Consider the following 26,787-nt stretch of genomic DNA (forward strand, 5'->3'; position numbering starts at 1 on the left):
TACCAGTTTGACAATCTAGTCCACTAGCTGCTAACTAGTGGACTAGAAGTGCGCTATGTGACGCACGGAGTCGGGGGCGGACAAATGGACGAACTCTTAGGCACCGCGGCCACAGCCGCCCTCGCCGAACTCACCGGTCAACCACCCGACACGCACGAACACGACGGGGTCCTGACCATCCGGGCCGACGCCGCAGCCATACCCGCCGCGCGCTGGTCGAGCCTCATCACGGTCCTGGAGACCGGCACTTCCTACGGCATGACCACCACCGCCGCCGGCGCGAAAACCGTCTGGCTGCGCATCGACCCGGAAGAGACACCCCGCTCATGAACCCCATCGGCATCCCCTTCGCCAAAGGCCACGGCGCCGGCAACGACTTCCTGATCCTGGACGACGAAGACGGCCTCCTGGACCTCACCGTCGCCACCACCGCCCGACTCTGCGACCGACGCAACGGCATGGGAGCCGACGGTCTCCTGCGCCTGGTCCGTTCCACCGCCACCCCCGAGGCCTTCCCCATGGCCGGACAGGCCGACTGGTTCATGGACTACCGCAACTCGGACGGCTCCCTGGGCGCGATGTGCGGCAACGGCGCCCGCGTCCTGGCCCGCTACCTCACCGCCACCGGCCGCCACCGCGGCGGCCCCCTCACCCTCGCCACCCGGGCCGGGATCCGCGAGCTCCACGTGCGGCCCGGTCCCGACGCCCACCACGGCGACGTCAGCGTCCACATGGGCACCCCGACCTTCCCCGGCCCCGACCGCATCAACGTCAGCGTCGGCGACCGGCGATGGCCCGCACTCCACGTCGACGTCGGCAACCCCCACGCCGTCGTGTTCGTCGACGACCTCGACCACGCCGGCACCCTCGACACCGCGCCGACCGTCACACCCGCCGGCGCGTACCCCCACGGCACGACAGTCGAGTTCGTCCGAGACCTCGGCTCCCACCACCTGGTGCTCCGCGTGCACGAACGCGGCGTCGGCGAGACACCCTCCTGCGGCACCGGCGCCTGCGCCGCGGTCGCCGCCGCACTGCACCGCGGCCCCCGGCCCGGCATCCCGTCCCGCTACGCGGTCGACGCCCCGGGCGGCCGCCTGTTCGTCGACATCACCGCCGAGGGCGCGATGACCCTCACCGGACCCGCCTCCCTCACCGCCCAGGGGACCATCCGCCTGAACACCCCCTGGCCGCCCGCCCCCGTGCCTGGCCAACGCGGCCTCCACCGACCCGCCCACGGAGCCCCGACACCCGCACTGCTGGCCCGGGCCAGCCGGGGACTCGACCGCCTCCTGGCCGCCCAGACCGGAGCCCGCCACAACCCCGAAGCAGACCGATGAGAGGCGACGGCCACGTAGAGCACCCGCTGATCGGCCGCCTCGTCCGCGACCGGCACTCCGGCACCGAGGGCCGGCTGATGGCGGTGGTCCGCGAGGACGTGCCGACACTCACCGGCCCCAGACGTACGACCAAGCGCGCCTACATCCGACCCACCGGCGGCGGAAGAGAGATCACGACCGCCGTCAACGAAATCGAACCCCTCGGTACGCTTTGAGGGCACGACGCGTCGGCGGCGCAAGCCGCAATACGGATCGGTCGGACCGGAAGCCCCTGGCCACGCCAGGGGCTTCCGCGCGCCACAGGCGAATCCTCTGCCCCGCCGACCCCATTCGGCATCGTTCAGCGCGATCGGGAACTTCCAGCTCCCGACCACTGGCCCAGCTCATACATTCTCGGTCGAGGACGAGCCGTTCAGCGGAGCTCACGCCGTAGGCGGCTGTAGGCGGTATTCCGGTCGACCTGGCGCGTTGATGCGTCGCTCGTTCGGATGGAGGAAGATCAATCAAAGCCCGCGCAGCGGCCCTCCTGGCGACACTGCGGTTCGTGTCCTCTTCTTCCTCACAGCACCGAACCCGCCTGCTCGGCGCCCTCGCGCTCCTGGCCGTCCTCGTTGTAAGCGGCTGCTCCACCGACTCCCCGCCCCAGCACTCCGAGCGCCTGCAGAAGGCCGCCGGACTGAAGACCTTCCACGTCGAAACCACGAAAACGCTGTGGGAGAAGACGTCGGACCAGACGAACCGGGACGGCCCGGACCTGGAGCTGAAGCCCACAACGAAGGAGCTCGACAACGGACTGATCCAAATCGAACTCACCGGCGTGGACCTGGCAAACTACCTGCGGGTACTGGACTACATGGCCCACGGCGGCACGGACTCACACAGCCTCGGCACGCACCACAGCGCCGAATCCATCCGCATGTACGACGAGATCGCCGGCGTTCTCGACGGCATCAACACGCGCCCCGATCCGAAAGACCCCCCGCCGCACGTGGTCGTCGACACTGCCTACCTCGAAGCGAAGAACAGGAAGTAAGGCCGCCGTATGGCTTGGTCGCCCTGGCCTCTGTGCAAGTCGCTGCCCCTACCCCTGAGCTGACGTTCGCGTGGAGGTGCCCTTCTCGTGAAGGTTGCCCCGCCACCGAGCGTCAGCGCAGGCGGCCGAGGTGGATGACGCTGATCCGGACCTGCTGGTCACTGACCTCGTACATCACCCGATACGCCCCCACGTGGATGCGCAGCACGCCGGCGCTGCCGAAGGCGCCCTCGGGCCGGGGGTCGTCGGCGAGGTGGTCGACGGCGGTGAACACCTGCCGCACCCCGCCGGGGTCGTCCTTGGCGAACTTCTCCGCCTGGGCGAGGGCCTCGGGTTCCCAGATGATCTCGTAGCTCACGCCTCAGCGCCGAACAGCCGTCGGTACGCCTCGTCGTGCGGGATGCCGGCGCTCTCGCCGCGCTCCTGGCGCGCGCGGTAGGCGGCCAGCGCCCGGAGCTCCTGGAGCTCCAGGGCGTCGGCGGGGCTGACCAGCATCGCGATGGTGTGGCCGTGGTCGGTGATGGCCACCGGTTCCCGGGTGGCGCTGACCTCGCGCGCGATGGCGCCCAGACGGGCGCGCGCTTCCACGATCGAGTAGGTGCTGCGCTCCGTCGTCATGCACACCAGCTTACGGAAGTGTGCACTTCGGCACAGGCGAATCCAGCAACGTACGCAGTACGCACGGCGAACGTACGCTGTTCGTACGCTTCATGGGGTAGTCTGTTGGGCAGGAGGTGTTCCATGTCCGAGTTGTTCGATGCGGTCGACGCGCTGGTCGCGTCCCGCTCCACGCTTCCGCCCCCGGCGGAACGCAAGCGGCTGCGCGCCGCGCACGGCCTGACGATCGACGAAGTGGCCACCGCACTGAAGGTGCGCCGCGCCACGGTGTCCGGGTGGGAGTCCGGCAAGACCGAGCCCCGCCCGCCGGAACGGGACGCGTACGCGCGACTGCTGAAGCAGCTCGCGGAGCTCTACCCGGCCCCGGCCGACGCGGCCGCCCCCGTCACCGCCGCTGCGGTGCCGGCCACGTTCACCGCCGCTCCCGCTCCGGCGGAAGCGCGGCCGCTGTCCACAGGTCCGGCGTCCGAGGCTGCGGGCATGACTGCAACCGAGAACACCCAGACCAACTCCGCCCCTGCCCCGCGCGCCGCTGCTCCATCGGCCGCGCCGCGTCCGGCGAGCACCACCAGGCTGTCGTCGACGTCGCGCCGCCCCGGAGCGAAGAAGGCGGCCCCGGCCGCGACCCCGGCCCAGGCTCCGAGGGGTGAGACGGACCCGCGGTTCGAGAACGGGCCGCTGGCCGTTGTCGACGTCGAGGAAGGGAGGGTGTTGGCGTACTGCGTCGGCGGCCTGGTCCTGGACGTGCCCGCCAAGAGCCTGCCGTCCCTGGTCGACTGGACCCTCAAGGAGGCAAAGCTCGGTCAGCCGAAGCTGTCCGGGCCGGGAAGGCCGGCGGACCCGCTGATCGTGCTCACCGCGGCCGCGTGCGAGCGCTACGGCCTCCCGGTGACCCTCACCGACGAGGAGCGGATCGCCGGGCGGATCCCGGAGGGCCACAAGGTCATCAAGCAGCTGACCCGCGCCGACTGGCAGCTCACCAAGCGCGGGTTCGGGCCGTGGGCGAGGATCTACCGTCCCGCCAAGGGCTCGGACCGCCAGTGCGTGCAGCTGTGCATCCCGTCGTGGAACGCGCTGGACGCACGGTTCTGGGGCGCCGCCGGGCAGCTGCCGCCGGCGGAGCTCGCCCGCGTGCTGGGCACGTACGCGGCCCGGGTGATGACGCCGCGCGGCTCCACCGCCGTGACCGGCCTCGAACTGATGACCGCCCTGCACCCGCCGACCTACGCCGTACGCGATGAAGAGACCGGCGTCCTGCGGCAGGCCGACACAAAAACGCCCGGCTCGCTCGGCAAGGACCCGGTGGACTGCGCGCCGTGCGAGGCCCCCGACGGACACCCGCTGCTCAAGGACCTGCCGCGCTTCCACGTCCGGGGACCGGCGGAGAAGTTGTTCGAGGAGGCGTACGACTGGGCGCGGCCGCTGACCGACGCCGAGTGCCTGCGCAGCAACCTTGTGGGCCTGGATGTCAACATGGCGTTCGCCGCCGGAGCCAACGGATTGACCGTCGGCCTGGGCGTACCGACGCACGTCAAGGACCCGGTGTTCGACCCGAAGCTGCCCGGTTCGTGGCTGGTCGACCTGTCCCATGTCGACCTGTCGCGGGTGAAGGTCGGCAAGGAGTGGGTGGAGCTGGACGGCACGCTGCTGCCCAGCCCGTTCACGCCGAAGGGCGACCGGCCCGAGGGGCCGGCCTGGTACGCGACACCGACCGTCGCCTACGCCCAGGAGCTCGGGTACGACGTGACGCCGACCGAGGCGTATGTCCGGTACGAGAACGGCCGCTACCTGGACGGCTGGTACAGCCGGCTGCGCGACGCCTACCTCGCCACGATGGCCGACCTCGGTGTCGACGCCGACCTGTCGCCCGAGGACTTCCTCGCGGCGATGGACGGCTACAAGGGACGCGACCCGCAGATGGCGATTGTCGTGGGCGCGGTCAAGGCGACCGTGAAGGGCGGGCTGGGGAAGCTGCGCGAGCGGCCCCGCGGCGAGGGCTGGACGTCCGGTGAGCGGTGGCGGGCCCTGGAGCGCCCGACGTGGCGGCCCGACATCCGCGCGGCGGTCATCTCCCGCACCCGGATCAACCTGCACCGCAAGATGGTCAAGCACGCGTCGTTCACGGGTCAGTACCCGGTCGCGATCCTCTCCGACTGCGTCGTCTACGCCGTCGACGGCGAGGGCCCGCTGGACTTCCTGCCCTACCGCGAGGGCAAGCCGCTGCCTGGCGGCTTCAAGCTCGGGGTCAACCCCGGCCTGGTGAAGCACGAGGGCACGCAGACCGTGTTGTGGGGAGAGGGGGCCCGGGAGCAGTTCAAGGCGCCTGAGCTCAACCTCGCCCGGTACATCAAGGACGGCAACCTCACCGACAAGGACAACGGGGAGTAGGGAGCGCGATGAACAAGGAGTTCGGGGACGGCCTCAACCAGGCGGTGGCGAAGGCGTTCACCCGTCCGGTGCCGAAGTCGGCCGGCGCGCAGATGCGGTACCTGGTCAAGCAGTACAAGGGCACCAAGGCGGTGGCCCAGATGCTGCGGGTCTCCCAGCGCACCGTCGAGCGGTACGTGAAGGAGCAGATCAAGAAGCCGCGAGCGGACCTCGCCGCGCGCCTGGAGCGCGAGGTGAAGAAGCGCTGGCAGCCGCAGATCCGGGCCAAGGCGAAGGAGAAGGCGGCGACCACCGGCGGCATCGTGATCGACGTCCACGCCCGCCTCGGCTACGCCGGAGCGTCGATGGACTCCACCGACGAGGACCGCGAGCGGCACATCACCGTCGCCCTGCCGCCCCAGTACGCGGCCCGCCTCTTCACCGCCCAGGAGCAGGGCGCCACCGAAGACCGGCTGCGCGAACTCACCGCCGAAGCACTCAAGGAGGTCTACTTCCAGGACAGCGGCCGCCGCGCCGGCTCCCTCCAGGAAGTCCAGATCAACGACGTGCTCGACCTGGGGTTCCAGCTGTAGAGGCCGCACCCCGAACAGCCTGCGAGCCCGGACCAAAGTGGTCCGGGCTCGCTCGCGTATCCGCGGGTGGGACGGATGTCCATGCACGCGACATCGTCCTATGCCGGTGACCTCGCGGTCGAGTACTGGTTTCTTGACGACCGGTGGGCCGGTCTAGGCTGCGACAGTCGTTGGCCACCAAGGCCGGCGCGCCAAGGAAAGGCAAACGATGCCGCAAGCGCGACACGCGACCAGCCCGGCGGACACGCCGGGCCGGCGAACGCCCGGTGCGGTAGAAGAAGCGGCCCGGATGGATGCAGTGCGCCGCTACGACATCCTCGACACCCCGCCCGACGGCGCGTTTGACCGGGTGGCAGCGATGGCGGCCCGACTGTTCAAGGTGCCGGTGGCGAGCGTGACGATCGTCGACGAAGACCGGATCTGGTTCAAGGCCGCACACGGTCTGGAAGGCGTCAGCGAGATCGGCCGGGAGCCGGGTCTGTGCGGTTCGGCGATCCTGTCCGACGAGACCCTGGTGATCCCGGACACGCTCACCGATCCCGTCGCCTTCAACAATGGCTTGGTCGCCGGGCCGATGGGCGTCCGTTTCTATGCCGCGGCTCCGATCATCACGCACGACGGGCACCGGCTGGGCACCGTCAACATCCTCGACACCAAGCCGCGTCTGATCACCGAGGACGACACCGCCACCCTCGCGGACCTGGCCGCGATCGTGCTCGACGAGCTGGAGATGCGCCTGGCGGCCTTGAACGCCCTGCGCGCCGAGCAGGAGCGGCGCATCGAGCAGGAGGAGGCCCGGCAGCGCGCCGAGCGGGACAAGAACGCGATCGAGGCGTTCGCCTCCACCCTTCAACGCACTCTGCTGCCGCCGGCGCTACCGGTGGTACCGGGCCTGGAGCTGGCCTGCCACTACGCCACCGCCTCCCCGCAGAACGTGGGCGGCGACTTCTACGACGTCTTCCCCCTCGACGGCGCGAGGTGGGCGTTCTTCCTGGGAGATGTGTGCGGCAAAGGCCCCGAAGCCGCCGCTCTGACCTCCTTGACCCGCTACACCCTGCGCGCCGCGGCCCTGATCAACCCCGACCCCGACGTCGTCCTCACCTCGCTGAACACCGCGCTACTCCTCGACCCCGCCATCGGCAGCCGGTTCTGCACGGCCGTCTTCGGTGTCCTCGAGCCGCACGAGAAGGAAGGGTTCATCGTCACGGTGGCCACCGGCGGGCACCCCCCGGCCTACCACCTGCGCGACTCCGGAGCAGTAGAAGCGGTGCAGCCCAAGGGGGGCATGCTCATCGGCGCCATCGATGGCGCACACTTCGCCTCCCAGAGCATCCACCTCGCCCCGGGTGAAGGACTGCTCCTCTACACCGATGGGCTGACCGAGGCCCGCACCCTGGGCGGAGACATGATCGGAGAAGAGGGCCTGACCCGTTTCCTCGCCGCGCGCACCGCGCCTGTCAGCGCGGCGGCGGTCGTAGGGGACACGGTCGACTTCCTCGACGCCATGCCCCACGGGGTCGGTGACGATGTCGCCCTGCTGGCGCTGTCCGTCCCTCTCGCCGACGCCGCGGACGGCCTCACCGCCACCGCCACCGCCCACACCATCGCCCCCGCCGATGAGATGTCGGAGAGCCGACCGTGACCGACTTCCGCCTCACCGCACAGCACACCGACGGCGACCTCGCCCTGGCCCACGTCGCCGGATACCTCGACATAGACACCGCCCCCCACCTGCGCGCCCAGGCACTGGCCCTGATCGAACAAGGCCACCACCACCTGATCCTGGACCTCGCAGCCGTCACCTTCTGCGACTCCTCCGGCCTCAACGCACTGATCGGCATCCTCCGCTGTGCCAAGGAAGCCGACGGCACCCTGGCCCTCGCCGCCGTCCCCGACCGCCTTCAGCGGATGCTGGACCTCACCGGCATCAGCCCCCTGCTGCCCGCCCACCCCACCACCGCCCACGCCCTCGTCGCGCACACCCCCAGCCAAGACAGGGCCACCGCCTAACCCTGCGATGGCCGCCAGGCAAAGACGGCCACCGCAGCATCAAGAGGCACGATCGACACGTGGACGGCCTCACCATGAACCAGCCTCGCCAACTGTCCGCCACCTAACGGTCGGGGTCTCAGACGTTGCGACTTTGACGCCTAGTTGGCCTTCCGCGCACGCTCTGAGGCTGGTCGACCCGGTGCTTTGATTCGCGGGTGGCCAGACCTTTGACGGCTTTCTGGCCAGTCTGGTACTTACCCGGCCGTACGCGAAGGGGGGACGGACCGCTCCGGAGAGTCGGCCGCCCCCTTCTCGTCCGCACGGTGCTGGGCGGGCTGCTGCTCGGGGTGTTCTCGGACCTGGTGCTCATCCCCGTACTGGCCGTGATCCTGCTCGTCTCCGCGGTCAAGCTCGCCCGCCACGACTGACTCGCGCTAAGCCGCAGTGTGGGACGAAGTCGCCGCACGACGGCGGGCGAACCTCAGGGTGCTGAGCGGCCGGGTCGTCCAGCGTCGCCGCAGCCAGTCGCCGGCTTCCCCCACCGCCACCAGGAGAGCGGCGGATGCGGCGCATCCGGTGAGCGGCGAGGGGTGTCCGAGAGCCGTGCCCGCCAGCCAGAGGATGCCGGTCAGGGCTGCCCACCAGGCGATGACCGACCAGAGCGGAGTGCGCAGGCGGAGTTGCCGTGTCATGGAGTGCCGTTCTGGGGCGTTGCGAGGCGGGCCAGGCCGAGTGCGAGACTTCCGGCGACCGCGACGATTCCGGCGGCGGCGGTGAGGGCGAGGGTCAGTTCCGGGGCGGCCCCGGCCAGGCGGGGGATCGCGTTCAGGGGTGCCACGGCGTAGAGGGCGAGGATGGCCCAACCGTGGACGCGCACGGGCGTGAGCCTGGCGCGCAGGCGGGCCGGTGCCCGGCCGGCGGCCATGGCCGCTCCGGCGGGCAGCAGGGTGAGGGAGAAGACGGCCAGGCCGATCCACTGCCAGATCATCGTCGTGGGTTCCTGTCGGTGTCGGGACGGGGAGGGAGGCGAGCGTTACCGGCGGCCGGCTGCGGCCATGACGAGCCCGGTGACGAGCAAGGACAGCCCGATGATGAGCACGGGGACGCCGGGTCCGGGCAGGAAGTACATCGCCACCCCGGCCGCGGTGAACGGTGCGCCGGTGGCGGCCAGCACCTTCCCGATCTGTCGCTCCGACATCGGCTGCTCCTTGTCCAGTGGTGGGGGCTGCGACGCTGCCGAGGGGGGAATGCCGGTGACGAAGGCAACGAGTGCCCCGGCGAGCAGGGCCCAGGCCGCCGTCGCCCACACGTAGTGGTCCCCGCCTGTAAGGACCGTGGCCGCAGCGGCTGTCGCACCGGACGCCATGGCCAGGGGGCTGGTAGCGAACGCCCACTGCCGCCGGGCACTGCCCGGACGCCGGAGCTCGGTGACAGCCGTGCGGATGACCAGGGCGGCGATGACGATTACGGGCGCCAGCAGTGAGGCATCGCCGCCGGCCATCAGGTGTGCCGCCCGTCCGTACGAGCAGCGGTGCCTTCGGCAGCCGTGTCGTGCTGGTAGATGTCGGGGATTCCGTCATGGTCGGCGTCGAGGTTCTCCGCCTCGTACAGGCGCCGGTAGACGGTGTTGCGCCTGCGCAGCAGGACCGCCGCGAGGATCGCGGCGATCAGGGAGGCGACGAGGACGGCGGCCTTGACGTGCTCGCCGGTCTGGGTGCCAGGGAAGGCGAGTTCCCCGATCAACAGCGCGACGGTGAAGCCGATCCCGGCCAGCACCGACAGACCCAGGACATCGGCCCAGGCGAGGTCGGGGTTGAGCTGGGCGCGGGTGAACCGGGCGGCCAGGTAGGTGCCGGCGAAGATCCCCACCGTCTTGCCGATGACCAGGCCGATCACCACACCGAGGGGTTCGGGGCTGGTGAACACCGCGCCCAGGGCCGGGCCGGAGATGCTCACCCCCGCGGCGAACAGCGCAAAGAGAGGAACCGCGATGCCCGCGGAGAGCGGGTGGACCAGGTGCGCGACCCGCGAGGCCGGCGAGACGTCCTCACCCTTGTCCCGGGTGGTGCGCAGGATGAGGCCCATGGCGACTCCGGCGACGGTGGCGTGGACTCCGCCGTTGTACATCAGCGCCCAGATCGCCACCCCGAGGGGGACGTACCACCACCAGCCGCGCACCCGCAGCCGTTGCAGGACGTAGAAGAGAACCAGGCCCGCGACGGCTCCGGCAAGTGCCCACAGGTTCAGGTCGGAGGTGAAGAACACCGCGATGATCAGGATCGCGCCCAGGTCGTCGACCACAGCCAAGGTCAGGAGGAAGGCACGCAGCGCGGCCGGCAGATGCGTGGACAGCACAGCCAGGACGGCGAGGGCGAAGGCTATGTCGGTGGCCATCGGGACCGCCCAGCCCGCACTGCTGCCGCCGCCCGCCGCGGTGGTGGCCAGGTAGAGGGCGGCGGGTACGGCCATTCCGCACAGCGCGGCGATGACGGGCAGCGCGGCTGTGGCCGGGGTGCGCAGTTCACCGACGACCAGCTCGCGTTTCAGCTCGATCCCGGCGACGAGGAAGAACACGGCCAGCAGCCCGTCCGCCGTCCAGTGCCCCACGGACAGGTCCAGGCCGAGGGCCGGTATCCCGAAGTGGAAGTCGCGCACGGAGGCGTAGGCCGCGCTCCACGGGCTGTTGGCCCCGATCAGAGCGAGGACGGCCGCGCCGAGGAGGACCAGGCCGCCGACGGTCTCCGTCCGCAGAGCGCGGGTGATCGCCTGCCGTTCGGGCAGAGGGAGCAGTCCGAGGAAGGGGGAGCGGGTGCCGGCCATGGCAGTGGGCCTCCGGAGTTGTCAACGACGAGAGGGCACACTGCCCCCAGGACGCCGACCAGACTTCCCGGCACACCGCGCGCCACTCTTGACGCGTTCCTTACACCCTAGCCACCGCGCGGAAGGCTGTCTGCCCCGGACCGCCTCCCGTGATCAGTTGGTGTCGGGTTGTGATCAGCCCTGGTGGGAGGCGCACCACCATGCAGCAGCCGCGGCGAGCACCAGTGCAGTGGCCGCGTACAGCTCGGGGCGCTCGGTGGGCATCGTGTAGAGGGCGGCGCCCGCGATCGTGAGGATCGCGCCCATCACGAGCAGGGGCGAGGCCGGACAGCGACCGGGCCGACGGGTCACCGCGGGACTCCGAGCGGCATGGCCGGGACGAGCGGACGGTCCATAGGGGCTCCTGGCTGGAGGACCTTCGCAGCGTACCGCGCAGACTGCCGACTGCGGCCGAGGGCAGTCTCCGGTCCCCGTCTGGCGCTCTCACAAATGAACATCTGTGAGAGTTCTGCGAGAGCCCCGAAGGTGATCACGTTTCCGCAGGTCGACTCTCGACCGGACCGTCTCTCTCAGCTCGGCGTCACCGGCGGTCGCGGGCGTCGCGGCGGCGGGTTTTCGGACATTACGGCTCTCCCTCCAGCCCTCGTGGCGCCGCTGCTTCAGCGCCCTCGCCTGCCTCGCCGACCTCGCAAAGTCCGAGGACGGCACCGGCACGCATACCACCCGGATCCTCCGCCGCAGCATCTCCCGGTTCCACATTCGGCGGCGGCACCGCCGACCAGCTGCCCGCCCACGGCGCCCTCGGAACAACTCGTCCAGTCCGCACGAGTCCGACCGAACCCAGAGCTTCGCCCGAGGCTTCATGAGCCAAGAGCAGCAGGATTACCCGCGGATCGACGGCAGATCTCCGTAGCCGACCACAACCCGGCGACCGGTGATCAGCGATCTAGGTTCGGCGGCCAACTGCGGGTCAAAGTGGCCATGTAGAGGTCAAAGTCACAACAGCAACGGCGGCCTCCCCACGACGTCCCTTGTCCACAGGGGCGCCGTGGCGTCCTTGGGGACATGAGCGATCACGAGCAGCAGCCGGCTCCGCGCCGCGGCAAGGTCTTGGAGGCCCTCGCGCGGGCGGAGCGGAAGGTCTTCACCCGGCCCGCGCCGAAGTCCGCCAATGCACAGGTGAAATTCCTCCTCACGCGGATGACGGGGTCAGCGAGGAGCCTGGCGGAGCGTGTGGGCACCTCGACCCGCACGATCGAGCGCTACCGTGCCGGGAAGCTGAAGAAGCCGCAGAAGCGGCTCCAGGCCGCCCTGGTGGAAGCGACCGAATCCGAGTGGCAACCGCAGGTCCGAGCGCAGGCACGTGCACAGGCGTCCACCTCCAGAGGGATGATGGTGGAGGTGACGGCGTACTTCGGATTCACCTGCACCGGCAGCTCTGACGATGGCCGCGAGCGCCAGATCACCACGGACATCTCGCCCACCTATGTGAAGCAGATCCTGGAGCTCCAGGCAGCCGGTGCGACGGAGGAAGAGCTGCATCCGATCGTCGCTGAGGCCATCACGGAGTCGTATTTCACGGAATGGGGCACACGAGCGGATGGCCTCCGCGCAGATTTCACGTCCGTGTCGTCAATCTCTTTCCGGTTCTGACCCGGCCGAATTCCGCACCTGCTATAAAACGTATCGTGAGCCGAAGCGCGATAGTTGTCACATAGGCAGGCTTGTTGTCACCGGCCGGACTGCAAGCCCTTATGGCGACGTAGGCCGTGAGGTGCGTACGGCTGGATGATCTGGCTCGTGGCGAAGGGCAGCCAATTGCTGGAGGGCCTTGCAGCCGACCTCCGTGATTGAACGCCCACCCCTGCGGAGCAGGCGGCCCGGTTCAGCCCGCCAGCTGCTGAAGCCATTCGCGGAGCAGCGCCGTCTCGGTGTCTCGCAGAGTCAACCCCGCGTCGGCAGCCGCGGGTTTGGTGGTGAGCGCGGTTTCCAGTGCGGCGTCGAGGGCGAGTGCGCGCGAGGCCAGGTCTGACCCGGATGAGGCGGGCGGGTCCGTGGTGAGGGAGGCGATGACGGTGTCCCGCAGCCGTGCGGACGTGGTCAGGTCGCGCTCCGAGGGCTCTTCGCCGATCAGTGCCAGTGTGGCGCCCGTTGTCGCGGCGTGGATGACGCGGGTCGCCTGCTTCACCGGAACCCGAAGGCGTCCGGCCTCGGCCGCCCGGCCCAGCAGTGTGACCAGCAGGGCGTGTGCCTCGTCCGCGGCCGGGGGCCGCCGGCCGGGCTGCACTGTGCCGTACATGAGCATGTAGAACGCGGGGTGCCGCACTCCGAAGTCGACGTGCAGGTCCCAGCCGCGGTAGAGGTCGGCCACCGGGTCGTCGGGGGTCAGCGCCAGCGCTTCGCGTTTCTCGGCCAGGTACATCTCGAACCCGTAGGCGGCCAGCTCGGCCAGGAGTCCGTCCTTGTCGTCGAACATCCGGTACAGCGCGGGGGCCGTGATGCCCGCGGCTGCGGCGACAGCGCGCGTGGAGACCGCCTCACTGCCGCCCTCTTCCAAAAGCTTGGCGGCCACCTGCAACACCTGGCGCCGCGCGGCGCGTCGTCCCTCGTTCATGGAACAACGATATCCGATATTGCGTATCGTCGCCTTATCGGTGCTACGGTTGTAACCGGAACAGCGATCCGAGGATGGTGGTCGGCGCCGACCCGCGACATCTGGGCATGCGCCGCACCCCGGCCGGTGCCGTCGGCCCTCACTCGTGGAGCCGTGCGGCCGACCACCGCAGCCGGCACTTCGTCGTCCGCCCGCATCACCGAACACGCCGCCATCGCGGCAGGAGAGGAACACCCATGTCCGACATCTCGATCGTCATCGCGTCGCATTCCGGCTACGGCCACACCGCGCAGATCGCCACAGCCGTCGCGGACGGCGCGCGCTCCATCGCCGGGACACAGGTCCAACCCGTGGACGTCGCCTCCCTCAGCGACGCCGACTGGGAACTGATGGACGCCGCGGACGCCATCATCTTCGGCACTCCCACCTACATGGGCACCGCGTCCGGGGCGTTCCACGCCTTCGCCGAGGCCACCAGCAAGCGGTGGATGACCCGCGCCTGGAGCGACAAGCTCGCGGCGGGATTCACCAACTCCGGCTCCATGAGCGGCGACAAGCTGCACACCCTGCAGTACCTCTCGCTCCTGGCGGCCCAGCACGGAATGCTCTGGGTGAGCCTGAACCTTCTGCCGGGCTGGAACACCACCACCTCCAGCCCCCAGGACGACAACCGCCTCGGCTTCTACCTCGGTGCCGGCGCGCAGAGCTTCAACGACACCCCCGCGGTCCACGACGCGGACCTGAACACCGCCCGCCACCTCGGCCGGCGCGTCGCCGAGCACACCCGCATCCACCGCGCCGGACTGACCGCCGCAGCGCACTGACCCAACGGGTCGCCAGAAATCTACCTTCCAGATTTCTTTCAGAGGAGTGCGTCATGCAGCACCGGACACTGGGAAGCCAAGGCCTTGAGGTCTCGGCGATCGGCTACGGCGCGATGGGCCTGACCATGGCTTATGGACCCACCGACGCGGAGGCCGGCGTCGCCGCGCTCCGCCGCGCCCACGACCTGGGCGTCACCTTCTTCGACACCGCCGAGATGTACGGCTGGGGCACCGGATCCAACGAGATCCTCGTCGGCAGGGCGGTCAAGGACTTCCGCGACGACGTGGTCCTGGCCACCAAGTTCGGGGTCGACATGTCCGTGCCCCCGGAGCAGATCGGCGGCCCTCTCAACAGCCGGCCCGACAACATCCGCAAGGTCGCCGACAACAGCCTGCGCTACCTCGGCGTGGACCACATCGACGTCTTCTACCAGCACCGCGTCGACCCCGAAGTGCCCATCGAGGAGGTCGCAGGCGCCGTCAAAGAACTGATCGACGCGGGCTGGGTGAAGTACTTCGGCCTCAGCGAGGCCGGACCCGAGACGATCCGCAAAGCGCACGCCGTGCAGCCGGTCTCCGTCCTGCAGACCGAGTACTCCCTGTTCGAACGGGACGTCGAGCAGCTCTTCCCCGTCCTGGACGAACTCGGCATCGGCTTCGTCGCCTACTCCCCCCTCGGCCGCGGGTTCATCACCGGCACCGCCAAGCCCGCCGGCCAGTACGAAGGCAGCGACATACGCACCGTCGACCCGCGCTGGCAGCCGGGCAACTTCGAGAAGAACGTCGAAGCCGTCGACCGGCTCGCCGAACTCGCGGCGGCCAGGGGCGCCACCGTCTCCCAGCTCGCACTGGCCTGGCTTCTGACCCGGGGCGAGCACATCGTGCCCATCCCCGGCACCCGCAGCCCAAAGCGCATCGAGGAAAACACCGGCGCCGCCGACCTCACCCTCACCGACACCGACCTCAAGACCATCGACGAAATCCTGCCTCACGGCGGCTTCGGCGCCCGCTACGCCGGGGGACACGTGCCCACCTGGACCTGATATGTGGTTCCTTCCGAGTGCGGACAGACCGCCGAAGCAGATCACTGTCTCTCAGCCCATCGCCCGGCCGCAGGTTACGGATCATGATCCGCAAGCAGCGTGGCGGGGCTTTTTGAAAGCCTGGTCCCAGAGCACGTGGTCTCCAGCCCAGCGCGTCTCCCCGCCATGGCCTTATGGAACCGTCCCAGACAGTCACGGGCTTTCGGTCTCGCTACTGGTGACAGAAAGGCTGCTGAATGAGCGTTTGTGACAAGTCGCGTGCCTCATTGGTGACAACCAGGCTGCTTCGACCGGTCTTATTCATCAGCTCAACCGGCTCTGCAGGTGACAACAACTGAGCTTCGGCTCATATCGGCGGGCCGCCGTACAGCGCTCTGGCGGCGGCCCGCTCTGATTTCTCACCCCGAATGCGAGGTCGAAGATGACCAGGATGTGGCCGCCCGGTGGCGGTACCCGTCGACCGCTCGCCCCGCCCGTGACCGCGCCCCGTGAGCCGGTCGACCCGGCCCGCATCGGCCGTCGCATCGGCCGTCGCGTCGTACGGCGCCGGGCGAAGGGCATGGACGCCGGCGCGGTCGCGGCGGCCCTCGAAAACGCGCGGTTCGACGCCCGGCAGAACTCCCGGCACGAGGACCTGGGCGACGACGTCCGCGGCAGGGCGGAGCTCGCGGAGTGGGAGCGCCTCGACCAGCTGCTCGCCGACGCGGTGCCGGGCACCGTCTACGACCCGGACACCGACGACGTCGTCCAGGCCGAGCTCGCCGCCGCCGCGCGGGAAGCCGAGCTGCGGGAAGCGATGCGGATCGCGGCCCGCGCCGACGAGCTCCAGGCGCTGCGCGACCTCGGCACCCTGGATCAGACCGAGTCCCGCCACGGCGACGAAGCGGTCCGCGACGAGCTCACCCGCCGCGCCGGGTCGTACGTGCAGCCCGACGTCGACGCCTGGCTCGCCCGCGCCCTCGCCGCGCACCGCGGGCACTATGCCGACCCGGCCGCCCGCGAGGCCGCAGCCGGCCTCCTGGGAGCCGGGCATGAAGCACGGCCAGGAGGTCGTCGCCGTCTGGGAGGAGCACAGCGAAATCGGCCACCACTACGAGGAACTGCGCGCCGACGGGACCGTCGACGCCTGGACCGAGCCGCCCTTCGGCGAGCCGCTCTACCCCGGCCAGGGCGACCCCGACTACAACCCGATCTGCTCCTGCCCCGGGCCATGGCCGCTCGCCTTCTGCCTCTACTGCGCCGGATGCGACGAGTGCGGGCAGTGCGAGTGCTTCCCCCCGCGCCTGCTGTGAGGTTCACGCTGAGCGACGACAACACCTCACAACACCCTGTCGGCCAGCCTGTGAGCTGTGAGGCTAAATGCGACTGTATGCCCTGTTTGCCTATGAGGTAGCGGGCTGTTCCCCCTGGTGAACAGCTTTCAGACCATCCGGCCTGTGAGCTGTGTGGCCCCAGACCCGCAACCTCGGCTGTCCTGTGCCACTGAACCTTGACCGTTTGACACTGATTCCTAATGCCGTTTGTCAAGCCGCGAGGGCCGTGGGTGGCGTGAGCTCGTAGCACCGTCCGTCGCGCAACAGAGCCCAGAGGACGTTGACGCGGCGGCGTGCGAGGGCGAGGACGGCTTGGGTGTGGCGCTTGCCTTCGGCTCGTTTGCGGTCGTAGAACCGGCGGGACTCCTCGGACCTTCGGATACTGAACAGCGCGGAGGTGTAGAACACACGCTGGAGCCGTCGGTTGTATCGCTGGGGGCGCCGGAGGTTGCCGCTGATCTTGCCGGAGTCGCGGGGAACGGGCGCGACGCCGCCGAAGCCGGCGAGTCGGTCCGGGGTCCCGAAGGCGGCCATGTCGCCGCCGGTGGCGGCCAGGAACTCGGCGCCGAGGATGATGCCGAGTCCTGGCATGCTGGTGATCACTTCGAAGTGGTGGTGGTCGCGAAACCGGGCCTCGATGAGCTTGTCGAGCTCGGCGACCTGCTGGTTGAGGGCCATCACCTCGTTCGCCAGGGTGTGGACCATCTGGGCGGTCAGCTTCTCGCCGGGCAGGCTGGTGTGCTGGCGTTCGGCGGCCTCGACTGCGGTCTCGGCGAGCTGGTCGGCGCGGAGAATCTTGCGGTTTCGGAGCCAGGTCTCCAGTCGCTTGGTGCCGAGCCGACGGATGGCTGCGGGGGTCTGGTAGCCAGTCAGCAGGGTCAGCGGACCCTTGTTGGTGAGGTCCAAGGCCCGTTCCAGGCCCGGGAAGATACCGGTCAGCTGGGCTCGGAGCCGGTTGACGGTGCGGGTCCGGTCGGCGACCAGGTCTATGCGGCGGCCGGTGAGGATCTTGAGGTCGATGACGGTTTCGTCGCCGGTGCGTAAGGGGTTCAGGTCACGCCGGATGCGGACCTGGTCGGCGATGACCGCGGCGTCCTTGGCGTCGGTTTTGCCCTCGCCGCGATAGCTCTCAGAGGCGCGGTGGATGGCCCGGCCGGAGATGTAGTTCACCGGCTGCTCGTGGTTGAGGAGGATCGCGATGGCCAGGGCGGCTCCGCCGTCGGCCAAGTCGATTCCCCAGGTCACCTCATTGCCCAGGGCCAGGACGTCGGTGAGGAGTTCGAGGAGTTCGGGCTCTTCGTTGGCGACGCGTCGTGACAGCAGCCGGTGGCCGCTCGCGTCGATCGCGACGCAGTGGTGGTGTGTCTTGCCTGCGTCGATGCCGGCCCAGATCGTGACCATGGTGCCTCCGTGCGGTGGGGTGTGCTGGTGCCTCCCGACGGACGACCTCGCTGTCGATTCCCTACGGAGCGATCATTCGCAATTCCTAATTGGCAGCCGAGTCGTCGTGGGGCGTCGGGCGGCCAATCAGTGATAGCCACAAGCGGCAGAAGTTTGAAAGCCCCACCCGACGCCCCTGGGTGGGCCAACCATACGAAGGGCTCGCCCGGTCCCGCAGAACAACGTAGGGACGTTTGACCGGGGTCGAACGCACCTGCCGGTGGAGCGGGAGGGTCACCGGCACGGTCGAGTGTCCCGAGTAGCAGGGCCCGAAGACCGTCTGCCGTCATCCATGCCGGGCCGACCGACGTTTTCGGATGCAGGAGAGCTGCGGGAGGAGGTACTTGCACAGCATCAGTTGTCAGCCAAGCGATGGCTGATTCCCTGCGAGTTGATCAATCTGGGGCGAAGGGTCTCTCTGGCAGCTCTAGCGTGGCGGGGGAAGCCGACATAACGAACTTAAGGAGCGCCATGACCAGCAGCGAAGCAGATCCCGCCGCCGTTCCCGCCGACCAGGAGGCCCAGCAGATCCCGGTGGTGATCAGCATGTCCGAGGTCGACGCCGCCACCGACGCCCGCGACGCCTTGTTGCGGGCCATTGGCGCTGAAGCCCAGATTGTCGCGGACAAGTTCCCGGGCCAGGCAGCCAAGGCCCTGGTTGACCTTGCGAACGCCTACGCCCTGGTGACCGCCGGAACCACAGCAGTCGCCACGGTCTCCGCGCCCACCCGGTCGTTCGCGAGCACCATCAGCAACCTTCAGAACGCCAACGAGAACGCGTCGGCCGCGTTGGGCTGAGTAGAGGGCTGAGCTCGCTGCTGAGACGGCCAGATGAGGCTGGCCCATCAGGCCGCCTGAGATCCGCGCCATGAGATGGCGGGCTTGCTTCCCGATGCAAGTCCGCCGCTCGCCGGTCAAACTTCCCTACGTTGTTCTGCGGGACCGGGCGAGCCCTTCGTATGGTTGGCCCACCCAGGGGCGTCGGGTGGGGCTTTCAAACTTCTGCCGCTTGTGGCTATCACTGATTGGCCGCCCGACGCCCCACGACGACTCGGCTGCCAATTAGGAATTGCGAATGATCGCTCCGTAGGGAATCGACAGCGAGGTCGTCCGTCGGGAGGCACCAGCACACCCCACCGCACGGAGGCACCATGGTCACGATCTGGGCCGGCATCGACGCAGGCAAGACACACCACCACTGCGTCGCGATCGACGCGAGCGGCCACCGGCTGCTGTCACGACGCGTCGCCAACGAAGAGCCCGAACTCCTCGAACTCCTCACCGACGTCCTGGCCCTGGGCAATGAGGTGACCTGGGGAATCGACTTGGCCGACGGCGGAGCCGCCCTGGCCATCGCGATCCTCCTCAACCACGAGCAGCCGGTGAACTACATCTCCGGCCGGGCCATCCACCGCGCCTCTGAGAGCTATCGCGGCGAGGGCAAAACCGACGCCAAGGACGCCGCGGTCATCGCCGACCAGGTCCGCATCCGGCGTGACCTGAACCCCTTACGCACCGGCGACGAAACCGTCATCGACCTCAAGATCCTCACCGGCCGCCGCATAGACCTGGTCGCCGACCGGACCCGCACCGTCAACCGGCTCCGAGCCCAGCTGACCGGTATCTTCCCGGGCCTGGAACGGGCCTTGGACCTCACCAACAAGGGTCCGCTGACCCTGCTGACTGGCTACCAGACCCCCGCAGCCATCCGTCGGCTCGGCACCAAGCGACTGGAGACCTGGCTCCGAAACCGCAAGATTCTCCGCGCCGACCAGCTCGCCGAGACCGCAGTCGAGGCCGCCGAACGCCAGCACACCAGCCTGCCCGGCGAGAAGCTGACCGCCCAGATGGTCCACACCCTGGCGAACGAGGTGATGGCCCTCAACCAGCAGGTCGCCGAGCTCGACAAGCTCATCGAGGCCCGGTTTCGCGACCACCACCACTTCGAAGTGATCACCAGCATGCCAGGACTCGGCATCATCCTCGGCGCCGAGTTCCTGGCCGCCACCGGCGGCGACATGGCCGCCTTCGGGACCCCGGACCGACTCGCCGGCTTCGGCGGCGTCGCGCCCGTTCCCCGCGACTCCGGCAAGATCAGCGGCAACCTCCGGCGCCCCCAGCGATACAACCGACGGCTCCAGCGTGTGTTCTACACCTCCGCGCTGTTCAGTATCCGAAGGTCCGAGGAGTCCCGCCGGTTCTACGACCGCAAACGAGCCGAAGGCAAGCGCCACACCCAAGCCGTCCTCGCCCTCGCACGCCGCCGCGTCAACGTCCTCTGGGCTCTGTTGCGCGACGGACGGTGCTACGAGCTCACGCCACCCACGGCCCTCGCGGCTTGACAAACGGCATTAGGAATCAGTGTCAAACGGTCAAGGTTCGGTGTCACAGGACATCGGCGTTCGTCACCCTCGGTTGCATACGGGGTGCAACACTGCCGTGCAACGCACTCGCGCAACACACTGCAACAGACCCTGTTGCGGGCCTGACCTGCGAAGACGCCTCCGGTGCAACGCGAGCAGGCATGTTGCACCCCCGCGTTGCACCCCTCCACCTCGCCCGGACCCCGATTGCCCACACGCCGCCACCCGTCACTCCCGCCCGACCACGGACGTTGTGCGGGACATGGACTGGAAGCAGCTGCGCAAAGACCTCGCGGACGCGGTGGAGCTACGCAACCGCAGGGTGGCGAGCCTGCGCACCGCCGGTTCCACCGTGGCCGAGCTGGCAGCGCAGGCCCTCGCGGCCGGCGCCCCGGACGCCCCCCTGCGCCGCATCCTGGCCGCGATGGAACCGGTGATCGAGCACGAGCGCCGACCGCAGCAGTCCACGACTGCGCCCGAGCCGCCCCCCGGCTCCCCCCAGGTACTCGCTGACGGAAGCGTGCGCGAAGAAGATCCTGCCCTGGACAGCTCCCACGGCTCGCAAGTACATGCGAGGGCACTCGCCAAGGCGTGGCATCCCCGTGCCGACCGGAAGCCTGGAGGGGAAGGCGACCCGCTATACCGAGGATGAGCTCACTACCTGGCTGTCGGCCTGGCAGCAGCAGGTCGACGCCGCTCCCGATCGCCTCGGCGAAGCGCCCGACCTGGTGTCACGCTGACGGAGAGTAGTTGTCACGCATGCGCTCGGGAGATCAACTCTTACGTGTCACGCCGCCCCGAATCTGTCCCTGTTTGTCCGTTTCTCAGAGTCGTAGGGCTGTCCTCCGACAACGAACCCTGACTGATTGACAGCGAAGTCTGACGGACGTCAGCTTGTGTCAGCGAAGGTTGGCCACGCAGGTCAGAGCATTGCAGGGGTGATTGCTGAGGACGGTGTCGAGAAGCACCGCAGCAGCAGGAGCGGGCCGGAACCGTTGACGGTTCCGGTCCGCTGCGGGTTCTGTGGCCTACGGGTTGTAGCTGACCGTCGCGGGAAGCTGCTGCAGGGTGAGGATGACCTGGCCGGGTGCTCCGACCGGGGCGAAGTCGACGGGCTGCTGGAGTTGGTACTTCCCTCCCTGCGGCGGGAAGCCGGTGAGCTGGTCACCGACCAGGGCAGCTGTCTTGGTGCTGGACAGCTCGATCGGCGCGCCCCCGCCCGGGGGCTTCTCGATGGTCATCGTCCAGTCGAAGTACCAGGTGCTGAGGTACGTCGATGCCGCTTCGTCGAGGATCCGCACCTCGCTCAGCGGCGTGCTGCCCGAGTTCGCCCAGGACAAGACGACCTTGCCGAGCACCGGGCTGTCCGCGGTCATCTCGAACCCCTCGGCCCTCAGCCTCACCCCTCCCCAACCGGACTGAATCTCCTGCTCGACCACGGCCCTCAACCCGCCCTTGAAGTCGAGGGTCACGAGCCCCAGGACATTGACTTGCAGCGGCGAGTTGCTGGCGTGGGCGTTCATCGAGATTGCCTGACCGATCGGGGGCAGCGACACGGATTCTCCAGTTGGGTTGTCGGCGGCCGGCCGCGTCCTGGTCACGGTCGATCCAGCCCTGTGACTACCCACGGTTCATTACTGGAAACTTTCCGCATCTGGAAGCTGACAGCGGGAGGTAAGCACGGACCTCGCAACGAAGGTGCAGCGCACGACCTACCCCGATGTGGTGTCACCGGAGAAGGCGTCTCAGCCGCGGCGATCCGTACTTGGCTGTCACAACTGGCGTCGGTCAATGTTCGCTGGCAATCGGTCGAGGTTCGATGGCACGGGACAGAGGAGCCTCCAGGCTCCGTTTCGCGGGCGGAGCGTGACACACAAAAGTTGATCTGCCGCGCGCCTACGAGCACCACGGAACGTAATCGCGAAGGCGGTTTCGCCCGGAGTGGTCCCGGCCCCCGTGGCCCGGCGATACCGTGGTGAGACACGCCAGTTACGCGCCTTGGAGCCCTCGATGAGCGAACAGCCGGCCCCCGCCGACACCGCAGCCCGGCAGCTGGAGCCCGCGGCCGCCGAGGCGGTGCGCGCGTACGCGGCCAAGACCCGGGCCGACGCCGACCGATTCGCCGCCGTCCTCGAGGACATCGCCACCAACGGCCTGCCCGACCCCGAGCAGTGCACCCCCTGGGAGGAGCTGCGCGAGGCACATCTCACCCGCCTCGCAGCCCAGCGCCCGGCCGTCGCCTGATGGCCCCGCAGCACAGCCGGCGCCGCGCCCGGATCGCGTTCTCCCACTCCGCCGCCAAGCAGCTGGAGAACATCACCAACGAGGCGGAGATCCACGCCCTGGACCGCGCCCTGGTCGTCATCTCCGTGCACCCCGACATCGGCGACCCGATCCCCGGCGACACCACCGGCCCCCAGCTGCGCCAGTACGCCGACGAGCTCGAAGCCGTCCGCGTCCTGTACTTCGTCACCGCGCTGCGCACCGTCGTGGTCGTGGCCTACATCGAGGTCTGACCCACGAGGAGCTCCCGGGTGCCGTCCCTCCACCAGCTCACTGCCAACCGCCCGATCACCGCGCTGCGCACCGTCGTGCGGTGCCCTGCCCAGGCAACCGCGCTCTGGCAGGGACCTGAGGTCGAGGCCGGGACCGGCGCGGCCTGGCTCGCGTTCCTGTGCCCCGCCCACACCGAGGCCCTGCCCTCATGGCCCACCGCGGCCGTACACACCGACGTCGGCTCGATGACGTGCGGAACAGTCCTGGACTACCGGCCCGCCGAGCAACTCCTCCAGTCCCACGCCGACCTGTGGCTCACACCCCTGACCGGCGTAGACCCCAAGGCGTACGGCGGCATCTGGTCCGACGTCCTGGACCAGGCCGACAGAGTGCTGAGCGCCAGCCTGGACGACCGCCAGACCGCCGACGACGTAGACGGGCCGCTGCAAGGCATAGTCACGATGCTCGACATGGCCCGCCGATCCGCAGCAGAGGGCGATCTCACCCAGGCGGCCACAGCCCTCGGCTACTGCGAAACGATGTCCCTGGACCTGTAGCCCCCGCTCACCGGCCGGCCTTGCACCCATCGCCCCTGCGCCCTCCTCCAGGCCGCTGCCGAGCGGACCACTCGGAGCGGGCCTCGCAGACCGCCTTGCACCCCAATGTAGGTAAGTACTTGTAGTACCTATCTGCGGGTTGAGTTCTCTTCCTCCTGAGAGCGAAGCTCGCCGCGCGGGCACACAACACCCGCCGCTCACCCCGTATCGACCCGTCGGCCGCCGTTCCGCGCACATGATCCTTCCCGGCGCTGTGCGGCCGCCTGAGGCGCTCTGGCGGCCTTCGGGCCGAGCGACGATCAAGGGCCTCAAAGGCGCTCACAGCGCCGTACAGGGATTCGATCGGGCGCAGAAGCACCTGACGCTCGCCAAAGACCACGTAGCGTCGCCACGCCTTCGCACCCCCGAGCTGCATCTGACCTGCTCCCGGCCCCGAGCTCTGCTCTCAGAGGGAAGGGAACTCAACCCGCAGATAGGTACTACAAGTACTTACCTACATTGGGGTGCAAGACGCTCCCGTCGGCACTTGCTGCTGTCGACGGTCGGCAGCAGCAAGTGCAGCACCATCGTGCTGCTCTGCTCGCCGCATGCTGCTGCTCCTGGTGGTGATGGGTGCAAGGCGCCCTGCTGCTGCTTCTGCTGGGGGCGTCTCCCGGGTGCAGCGCAGCGCAGCATTCGCACGACCCAGCCAGAACACGGGTGCTGCTCGTGTAGCAGGCCAGCCCGGCCGGAGCAGCAGCTGCTTGCTGCACCGGCCTGCTGCTCGTGCTCCGGTCGTGCTGCACGGCCGGGCTCGCCGTGCAGCAGACAGCAGCTGCACCCGGGGCGGCTACGCGTTCACGGGCGCTGCCACCGGCGTGCTGCTCGCGGCGGCTGGCCCGGGAACGCTCGTGCGGGCTGCCCGCCTGCGGCTTCCCCGCAACGGCGGCTCGGCTTGTTCTGGAGAACCAGAACAAGCCGGTTTACCTGGTGCTACCGGCCGCCGTTCTCGCCCGACGCCGGACCGCAGGGTTCGCCTGCTGGTTGTTCTGCTGCCCCAGAACAACCCGGTTTAGCTAGTGCTACCGGCTTGATCGCGGGTACGAAGAAGGCGCTGCACCTGGGGTGCAGCGCCTTGGCGGCTTGGTGGGGTCGGGAGGCCGCTGGAGGGCCTGTCGTGGCCTTCGGTGGGGGTCAGCCGGCGGCGGCGAGGTTGGCGACCTGGGCGGCGTACCGGGCCCGTCGCTGCTCGGTGAAGCGCTCGGGTTCGGCGGCCTTGATCTCCGGGATCGGCATGACGGGGGAGGAGACCTTGCCGCCGGTAAGCAGCGGGTGGAGTTGGTAGAGGCCGTCTTCCAGGCTCCAGGCGAGTCCGCACTCGCGCAGCTCCTTGAAGCCGCGGTTCACGGTGGGCTTGCTGGCGCCCAGCTCTGCGCACATCTCGTTCTGGCTGATCGCAGCGGTGCCGGTCTCCGGGTCGCTCAGGTACATCAGCTCGTCCAGGACGCGGCGGCCGGCGGTGGTGATGTCGACCAGGGCCAGAAGGCGCAGAACAGCACGGGGGATCTCTACGGGTGCCTCTGTGGGAGGGCTAGGGACGTAAGAGCTGCTCACGGAGCCTCACCACTTCCGATCAGGTCGACGCTGCAACAACGAGGATATGCCGCGCGAGATCACGCGCTCGCCTTGCGCACGGGGCGCCGCTGCCGGAGCGTGACGACCCTCTCCTTGCGGCGGGCGGCCTCGGCGGCCTTCTTCTCCGCCTCTCGGGCCTGGCGCCACTCGGCGGGGTAGTCGGCGTGCGGGATGACGCAGGCCGGGCCCTCGGCGGTGTTCCAGAGCTTCTGCCACTTCTCCTGCTCGCCGGAGGTGCCGGCCATCGTCAGCCACGGGTTCAGCTGGAGAACGCCGCGCTTGGCGGTGCGCATCCAGCCGACGTGAGCGAAGAACTGCGACGCCTCGTTCACGGAGGCCGCCGACAGGTTGCACCGGGTCTGGAGGTCGCGCTGGTTCGTCTTCACGAAGCCGCGGGCGGCGGCCCTGGTCTGGTCGTCGGCGCGGTTCGCGTTCTGCAGCGACACCAGCTTGCACCAGACCTGGAACCAGGATCCGGGCATCTTGAGGCTGCCGAGTACATCCATCAGCAGCCGGGCGTCCAGCACGTAGCCACTGACCTCGGCGCTCGCGGCGAACTCGCGGCCCTGGATCTTCTCCACGCCCAGGATCAAGCCGCCCTTGCCGTCCGACCGCGCGACCACGCGCTCGCCGGGGCGGACGATCGGCAGCTGTTCCATCAGCACAGTCCTCCAGAGATGATCAACGTTTCGGTGAGCACGGTAGCACTAGGTAAACCGGCTTGTTCTGGAGGGGCAGAACAAACGGTGTCTCACAGTCACCTAACGACCCGTCAGGTTCGGGGTGACTTTGTTCTAGGTTTCCAGAACACTCGGGAGCGGTTTGTTCTGGAAACCTAGAACAAACGGTTTCGCATCTCCGCAGGTCAGAGCCGGTTTTGGCGTGGATCCCTCTTAGGTGTCTTTAGACACCAACCACCACCCGAACCCCCACCGCCACCCCGCGCACCTCGCGGCACAAACAGCTGGCGGCAGCGGGCGTGTCGCCCTCGACAGCCACCGGATCGAGGGGGCCGACCTTTGTGGCTGAGCTTGCTTCGCGTGCGGCACCGCGCCCCGGTGCGGGCCGTGGACAGCAGCAACGGCTCTGAGTCTCGGGTGGTACCGGCCGTGACGCTCAAAAGCCATGAAGCGTGGCCGGTGTTGGTGGGTGGTTCCGCCGCCCGGCCCTGGGGGCCGGGCGGCTCCGGCACCTCCGACGCCGGAATTCCGGCTTCCCTATATCCGGGGTACCGTTCTGTGGCTGAGGCTGCCAGCGTCTCAATTCGCAATTCCTCGCCTGAGTGAGTGGAGCGAATGCCGGCGCTGACCACTCATCAACTCGCGCGCCCCGCCAAGGTGGTTGGGGGGTGTCCCGTGTTTTCGCCAACGGTACATGCTGCATCAACCCGATGCACCCGCTACACTAGAACCCAACACGAACGAGCGACCCCCACCCCTCCCTAGCCAGCCAGACCCACGCAGTGGGCCCCAACGGTTCTGGAGGCGCAGCCGGAAGGGCCGTCAGGCGGGGAGCGCAGCGGACCCGCCCCGGGAGGGCGCTGCCCTCCCTCACTCCCCTCCAACTCCCCTACAGGAGCCGCCACCAGCCGCGCCATCAGACCCCGATCGGCCCGGCCGCGCACCGCGCGGCCTGCCGGGCGCGCAGCGGCCGGCCCCCACTCGTTCCCGAAGCGCAGCGCAGGGAACGGCCCTCGCATCGCGAGGGCCAGCGGGAGCGCAGCGACCGCTCCCTCTTGCACAGCGCGCAGCGCTGTGGTA

31 protein-coding genes and 1 pseudogene are annotated in these 26,787 nt (G+C 69.0%); 19 read left to right on the plus strand and 13 right to left on the minus strand.

Annotation, left to right across the window (positions count from 1 at the left end):
- The first annotated feature begins 84 nt into the window (after window positions 1-84).
- From OG906_RS43030 to OG906_RS43045, 4 genes are all read left to right on the plus strand, one after another.
- Window positions 85-330: a hypothetical protein gene (locus tag OG906_RS43030; protein ID WP_329449356.1), complete on the plus strand. Its 246-nt coding sequence runs from the start codon at window positions 85-87 to the stop codon at window positions 328-330.
- Complete coding sequence (dapF, locus tag OG906_RS43035) at window positions 327-1,340, plus strand: diaminopimelate epimerase (protein WP_329449357.1); 1,014 nt, start codon at window positions 327-329, stop codon at window positions 1,338-1,340. The genes OG906_RS43030 and dapF overlap by 4 nt, the downstream gene beginning before the upstream one ends.
- Window positions 1,337-1,555, plus strand: coding sequence for a hypothetical protein (locus OG906_RS43040; RefSeq protein WP_329449358.1), 219 nt, complete (start codon window positions 1,337-1,339; stop codon window positions 1,553-1,555). Before dapF ends, OG906_RS43040 begins: the two co-directional genes overlap by 4 nt.
- 329 nt (window positions 1,556-1,884) lie before the next feature.
- A complete protein-coding gene (locus OG906_RS43045; RefSeq protein ID WP_329449359.1) occupies window positions 1,885-2,373 on the plus strand; it encodes a hypothetical protein in 489 nt (162 codons plus the stop codon).
- 112 nt (window positions 2,374-2,485) lie between these two features.
- On the opposite strand, the gene OG906_RS43050 is transcribed toward OG906_RS43045, so the two are convergent.
- Window positions 2,486-2,731 (minus strand): type II toxin-antitoxin system RelE family toxin, encoded by a 246-nt coding sequence (locus OG906_RS43050; RefSeq protein ID WP_329449360.1) that lies wholly within the window; start codon window positions 2,729-2,731, stop codon window positions 2,486-2,488.
- Window positions 2,728-2,991, minus strand: coding sequence for a type II toxin-antitoxin system prevent-host-death family antitoxin (locus tag OG906_RS43055; protein ID WP_329449361.1), 264 nt, complete (start codon window positions 2,989-2,991; stop codon window positions 2,728-2,730). Before OG906_RS43055 ends, OG906_RS43050 begins: the two co-directional genes overlap by 4 nt.
- Before the next feature lie 123 nt (window positions 2,992-3,114).
- Between OG906_RS43055 and tap the strand changes: the two genes are divergently transcribed.
- From tap to OG906_RS43075, 4 genes are all read left to right on the plus strand, one after another.
- Complete coding sequence (gene tap / locus OG906_RS43060; RefSeq protein WP_329449362.1) at window positions 3,115-5,379, plus strand: telomere-associated protein Tap; 2,265 nt, start codon at window positions 3,115-3,117, stop codon at window positions 5,377-5,379.
- 8 nt (window positions 5,380-5,387) lie between these two features.
- The gene (gene tpg / locus OG906_RS43065; protein ID WP_329449363.1) at window positions 5,388-5,951 is read left to right on the plus strand and encodes a telomere-protecting terminal protein Tpg; all 564 of its coding nucleotides are present in this window, start codon (window positions 5,388-5,390) and stop codon (window positions 5,949-5,951) included.
- A gap of 289 nt (window positions 5,952-6,240) precedes the next feature.
- The gene (locus tag OG906_RS43070) at window positions 6,241-7,593 is read left to right on the plus strand and encodes a PP2C family protein-serine/threonine phosphatase (protein ID WP_329449364.1); all 1,353 of its coding nucleotides are present in this window, start codon (window positions 6,241-6,243) and stop codon (window positions 7,591-7,593) included.
- A complete protein-coding gene (locus tag OG906_RS43075) occupies window positions 7,590-7,961 on the plus strand; it encodes an STAS domain-containing protein (RefSeq protein WP_329449365.1) in 372 nt (123 codons plus the stop codon). The genes OG906_RS43070 and OG906_RS43075 overlap by 4 nt, the downstream gene beginning before the upstream one ends.
- Before the next feature lie 416 nt (window positions 7,962-8,377).
- On the opposite strand, the gene OG906_RS43080 is transcribed toward OG906_RS43075, so the two are convergent.
- The 5 genes from OG906_RS43080 to OG906_RS43100 form a co-directional block, all read right to left on the minus strand.
- Window positions 8,378-8,635, minus strand: a complete 258-nt coding sequence (locus tag OG906_RS43080) for a hypothetical protein (RefSeq protein WP_329449366.1) — start codon at window positions 8,633-8,635, stop codon at window positions 8,378-8,380.
- Window positions 8,632-8,931: a hypothetical protein gene (locus OG906_RS43085; RefSeq protein WP_329449367.1), complete on the minus strand. Its 300-nt coding sequence runs from the start codon at window positions 8,929-8,931 to the stop codon at window positions 8,632-8,634. The genes OG906_RS43080 and OG906_RS43085 overlap by 4 nt, the downstream gene beginning before the upstream one ends.
- A 45-nt stretch (window positions 8,932-8,976) precedes the next feature.
- On the minus strand, window positions 8,977-9,444 hold the full coding sequence (locus OG906_RS43090; protein WP_329449368.1) for a hypothetical protein: 468 nt from the start codon (window positions 9,442-9,444) through the stop codon (window positions 8,977-8,979).
- Entirely contained in the window at window positions 9,444-10,763 is a 1,320-nt protein-coding gene (gene nhaA / locus OG906_RS43095) for a Na+/H+ antiporter NhaA (RefSeq protein ID WP_329449369.1), read from the minus strand. Before nhaA ends, OG906_RS43090 begins: the two co-directional genes overlap by 1 nt.
- 174 nt (window positions 10,764-10,937) lie before the next feature.
- Window positions 10,938-11,114: a hypothetical protein gene (locus OG906_RS43100; protein ID WP_329449370.1), complete on the minus strand. Its 177-nt coding sequence runs from the start codon at window positions 11,112-11,114 to the stop codon at window positions 10,938-10,940.
- A 307-nt stretch (window positions 11,115-11,421) separates the two neighbouring features.
- Here OG906_RS43100 and OG906_RS43915 point away from each other — a divergent pair.
- Together OG906_RS43915 and tpg (OG906_RS43105) are read left to right on the plus strand one after the other, a co-directional pair.
- A pseudogene (locus OG906_RS43915) lies at window positions 11,422-11,569 on the plus strand (flavoprotein); the annotation flags it as partial.
- A gap of 259 nt (window positions 11,570-11,828) precedes the next feature.
- Complete coding sequence (gene tpg, locus OG906_RS43105) at window positions 11,829-12,416, plus strand: telomere-protecting terminal protein Tpg (RefSeq protein WP_329449371.1); 588 nt, start codon at window positions 11,829-11,831, stop codon at window positions 12,414-12,416.
- 232 nt (window positions 12,417-12,648) lie between these two features.
- On the opposite strand, the gene OG906_RS43110 is transcribed toward tpg (OG906_RS43105), so the two are convergent.
- On the minus strand, window positions 12,649-13,377 hold the full coding sequence (locus tag OG906_RS43110) for a TetR/AcrR family transcriptional regulator (protein WP_329449372.1): 729 nt from the start codon (window positions 13,375-13,377) through the stop codon (window positions 12,649-12,651).
- Between the two features lie 236 nt (window positions 13,378-13,613).
- Here OG906_RS43110 and OG906_RS43115 point away from each other — a divergent pair, with 236 nt between their 5' ends.
- The gene (locus tag OG906_RS43115; protein WP_329449373.1) at window positions 13,614-14,201 is read left to right on the plus strand and encodes a flavodoxin family protein; all 588 of its coding nucleotides are present in this window, start codon (window positions 13,614-13,616) and stop codon (window positions 14,199-14,201) included.
- 53 nt (window positions 14,202-14,254) lie between these two features.
- Window positions 14,255-15,244: an aldo/keto reductase gene (locus OG906_RS43120; RefSeq protein WP_329449374.1), complete on the plus strand. Its 990-nt coding sequence runs from the start codon at window positions 14,255-14,257 to the stop codon at window positions 15,242-15,244.
- Window positions 15,245-15,590: 346 nt separating this feature from the next.
- Here the strand turns inward: OG906_RS43120 and OG906_RS43125 are convergent, their stop codons facing one another.
- Entirely contained in the window at window positions 15,591-16,277 is a 687-nt protein-coding gene (locus tag OG906_RS43125) for a hypothetical protein (protein WP_329449375.1), read from the minus strand.
- Here OG906_RS43125 and OG906_RS43130 point away from each other — a divergent pair.
- Window positions 16,276-16,536: a hypothetical protein gene (locus OG906_RS43130; protein WP_329449376.1), complete on the plus strand. Its 261-nt coding sequence runs from the start codon at window positions 16,276-16,278 to the stop codon at window positions 16,534-16,536. The two genes, OG906_RS43125 and OG906_RS43130, sit on opposite strands and share 2 nt — an antisense overlap.
- A 231-nt stretch (window positions 16,537-16,767) precedes the next feature.
- Here the strand turns inward: OG906_RS43130 and OG906_RS43135 are convergent, their stop codons facing one another.
- Complete coding sequence (locus OG906_RS43135) at window positions 16,768-17,958, minus strand: IS110 family transposase (protein ID WP_329449377.1); 1,191 nt, start codon at window positions 17,956-17,958, stop codon at window positions 16,768-16,770.
- A gap of 510 nt (window positions 17,959-18,468) precedes the next feature.
- Between OG906_RS43135 and OG906_RS43140 the strand changes: the two genes are divergently transcribed.
- The 3 genes from OG906_RS43140 (at window position 18,469) to OG906_RS43150 (ending at window position 21,012) form a co-directional block, all read left to right on the plus strand.
- Window positions 18,469-18,795: a hypothetical protein gene (locus tag OG906_RS43140; protein ID WP_329449378.1), complete on the plus strand. Its 327-nt coding sequence runs from the start codon at window positions 18,469-18,471 to the stop codon at window positions 18,793-18,795.
- A gap of 353 nt (window positions 18,796-19,148) precedes the next feature.
- Window positions 19,149-20,339 (plus strand): IS110 family transposase, encoded by a 1,191-nt coding sequence (locus OG906_RS43145; RefSeq protein WP_329449377.1) that lies wholly within the window; start codon window positions 19,149-19,151, stop codon window positions 20,337-20,339.
- A 283-nt stretch (window positions 20,340-20,622) separates the two neighbouring features.
- Entirely contained in the window at window positions 20,623-21,012 is a 390-nt protein-coding gene (locus OG906_RS43150) for a hypothetical protein (protein WP_329449379.1), read from the plus strand.
- 376 nt (window positions 21,013-21,388) lie between these two features.
- On the opposite strand, the gene OG906_RS43155 is transcribed toward OG906_RS43150, so the two are convergent.
- Window positions 21,389-21,916: a hypothetical protein gene (locus tag OG906_RS43155; protein ID WP_329449380.1), complete on the minus strand. Its 528-nt coding sequence runs from the start codon at window positions 21,914-21,916 to the stop codon at window positions 21,389-21,391.
- A 454-nt stretch (window positions 21,917-22,370) separates the two neighbouring features.
- On the opposite strand from OG906_RS43155, the gene OG906_RS43160 reads away from it, so the two are divergent.
- The 3 genes from OG906_RS43160 to OG906_RS43170 are packed head-to-tail and all read left to right on the plus strand — an operon-like array spanning window position 22,371 to window position 23,413.
- Window positions 22,371-22,604, plus strand: a complete 234-nt coding sequence (locus OG906_RS43160) for a hypothetical protein (RefSeq protein WP_267825110.1) — start codon at window positions 22,371-22,373, stop codon at window positions 22,602-22,604.
- Window positions 22,604-22,876 (plus strand): hypothetical protein, encoded by a 273-nt coding sequence (locus OG906_RS43165; protein ID WP_329449381.1) that lies wholly within the window; start codon window positions 22,604-22,606, stop codon window positions 22,874-22,876. The genes OG906_RS43160 and OG906_RS43165 overlap by 1 nt, the downstream gene beginning before the upstream one ends.
- Before the next feature lie 18 nt (window positions 22,877-22,894).
- Complete coding sequence (locus OG906_RS43170; protein ID WP_329449382.1) at window positions 22,895-23,413, plus strand: hypothetical protein; 519 nt, start codon at window positions 22,895-22,897, stop codon at window positions 23,411-23,413.
- 1,173 nt (window positions 23,414-24,586) lie between these two features.
- On the opposite strand, the gene OG906_RS43175 is transcribed toward OG906_RS43170, so the two are convergent.
- Together OG906_RS43175 and OG906_RS43180 are read right to left on the minus strand one after the other, a co-directional pair.
- Window positions 24,587-25,006, minus strand: a complete 420-nt coding sequence (locus OG906_RS43175; RefSeq protein ID WP_329449383.1) for a helix-turn-helix domain-containing protein — start codon at window positions 25,004-25,006, stop codon at window positions 24,587-24,589.
- Window positions 25,007-25,065: 59 nt separating this feature from the next.
- Complete coding sequence (locus OG906_RS43180) at window positions 25,066-25,686, minus strand: hypothetical protein (RefSeq protein WP_329449384.1); 621 nt, start codon at window positions 25,684-25,686, stop codon at window positions 25,066-25,068.
- Window positions 25,687-26,787: the final 1,101 nt, after the last annotated feature.

Origin of the sequence: Streptomyces sp. NBC_01426, from assembly GCF_036231985.1 — a bacterium.
Lineage (GTDB): Bacteria > Actinomycetota > Actinomycetes > Streptomycetales > Streptomycetaceae > Streptomyces.

What these genes read in the sequence shown, in the direction of transcription:
- OG906_RS43145 (WP_329449377.1), top strand. Translation starts at nt 19,149, where the DNA reads ATGGTCACGATCTGGGCCGGCATCGACGCAGGCAAGACACACCACCAC.
- OG906_RS43055 (WP_329449361.1), bottom strand. Translation starts at nt 2,991, where the DNA reads ATGACGACGGAGCGCAGCACCTACTCGATCGTGGAAGCGCGCGCCCGT.
- OG906_RS43080 (WP_329449366.1), bottom strand. Translation starts at nt 8,635, where the DNA reads ATGACACGGCAACTCCGCCTGCGCACTCCGCTCTGGTCGGTCATCGCC.
- OG906_RS43070 (WP_329449364.1), top strand. Translation starts at nt 6,241, where the DNA reads ATGGATGCAGTGCGCCGCTACGACATCCTCGACACCCCGCCCGACGGC.
- dapF (WP_329449357.1), top strand. Translation starts at nt 327, where the DNA reads ATGAACCCCATCGGCATCCCCTTCGCCAAAGGCCACGGCGCCGGCAAC.
- OG906_RS43085 (WP_329449367.1), bottom strand. Translation starts at nt 8,931, where the DNA reads ATGATCTGGCAGTGGATCGGCCTGGCCGTCTTCTCCCTCACCCTGCTG.
- OG906_RS43165 (WP_329449381.1), top strand. Translation starts at nt 22,604, where the DNA reads ATGGCCCCGCAGCACAGCCGGCGCCGCGCCCGGATCGCGTTCTCCCAC.
- nhaA (WP_329449369.1), bottom strand. Translation starts at nt 10,763, where the DNA reads ATGGCCGGCACCCGCTCCCCCTTCCTCGGACTGCTCCCTCTGCCCGAA.
- OG906_RS43030 (WP_329449356.1), top strand. Translation starts at nt 85, where the DNA reads ATGGACGAACTCTTAGGCACCGCGGCCACAGCCGCCCTCGCCGAACTC.
- OG906_RS43135 (WP_329449377.1), bottom strand. Translation starts at nt 17,958, where the DNA reads ATGGTCACGATCTGGGCCGGCATCGACGCAGGCAAGACACACCACCAC.
- OG906_RS43115 (WP_329449373.1), top strand. Translation starts at nt 13,614, where the DNA reads ATGTCCGACATCTCGATCGTCATCGCGTCGCATTCCGGCTACGGCCAC.
- OG906_RS43040 (WP_329449358.1), top strand. Translation starts at nt 1,337, where the DNA reads ATGAGAGGCGACGGCCACGTAGAGCACCCGCTGATCGGCCGCCTCGTC.
- OG906_RS43120 (WP_329449374.1), top strand. Translation starts at nt 14,255, where the DNA reads ATGCAGCACCGGACACTGGGAAGCCAAGGCCTTGAGGTCTCGGCGATC.
- OG906_RS43160 (WP_267825110.1), top strand. Translation starts at nt 22,371, where the DNA reads ATGAGCGAACAGCCGGCCCCCGCCGACACCGCAGCCCGGCAGCTGGAG.
- tpg (WP_329449371.1), top strand. Translation starts at nt 11,829, where the DNA reads ATGAGCGATCACGAGCAGCAGCCGGCTCCGCGCCGCGGCAAGGTCTTG.
- OG906_RS43150 (WP_329449379.1), top strand. Translation starts at nt 20,623, where the DNA reads ATGGACTGGAAGCAGCTGCGCAAAGACCTCGCGGACGCGGTGGAGCTA.
- OG906_RS43140 (WP_329449378.1), top strand. Translation starts at nt 18,469, where the DNA reads ATGACCAGCAGCGAAGCAGATCCCGCCGCCGTTCCCGCCGACCAGGAG.
- OG906_RS43090 (WP_329449368.1), bottom strand. Translation starts at nt 9,444, where the DNA reads ATGGCCGGCGGCGATGCCTCACTGCTGGCGCCCGTAATCGTCATCGCC.
- OG906_RS43180 (WP_329449384.1), bottom strand. Translation starts at nt 25,686, where the DNA reads ATGGAACAGCTGCCGATCGTCCGCCCCGGCGAGCGCGTGGTCGCGCGG.
- tap (WP_329449362.1), top strand. Translation starts at nt 3,115, where the DNA reads ATGTCCGAGTTGTTCGATGCGGTCGACGCGCTGGTCGCGTCCCGCTCC.
- OG906_RS43110 (WP_329449372.1), bottom strand. Translation starts at nt 13,377, where the DNA reads ATGAACGAGGGACGACGCGCCGCGCGGCGCCAGGTGTTGCAGGTGGCC.
- OG906_RS43125 (WP_329449375.1), bottom strand. Translation starts at nt 16,277, where the DNA reads ATGCCCGGCTCCCAGGAGGCCGGCTGCGGCCTCGCGGGCGGCCGGGTC.
- OG906_RS43130 (WP_329449376.1), top strand. Translation starts at nt 16,276, where the DNA reads ATGAAGCACGGCCAGGAGGTCGTCGCCGTCTGGGAGGAGCACAGCGAA.
- tpg (WP_329449363.1), top strand. Translation starts at nt 5,388, where the DNA reads ATGAACAAGGAGTTCGGGGACGGCCTCAACCAGGCGGTGGCGAAGGCG.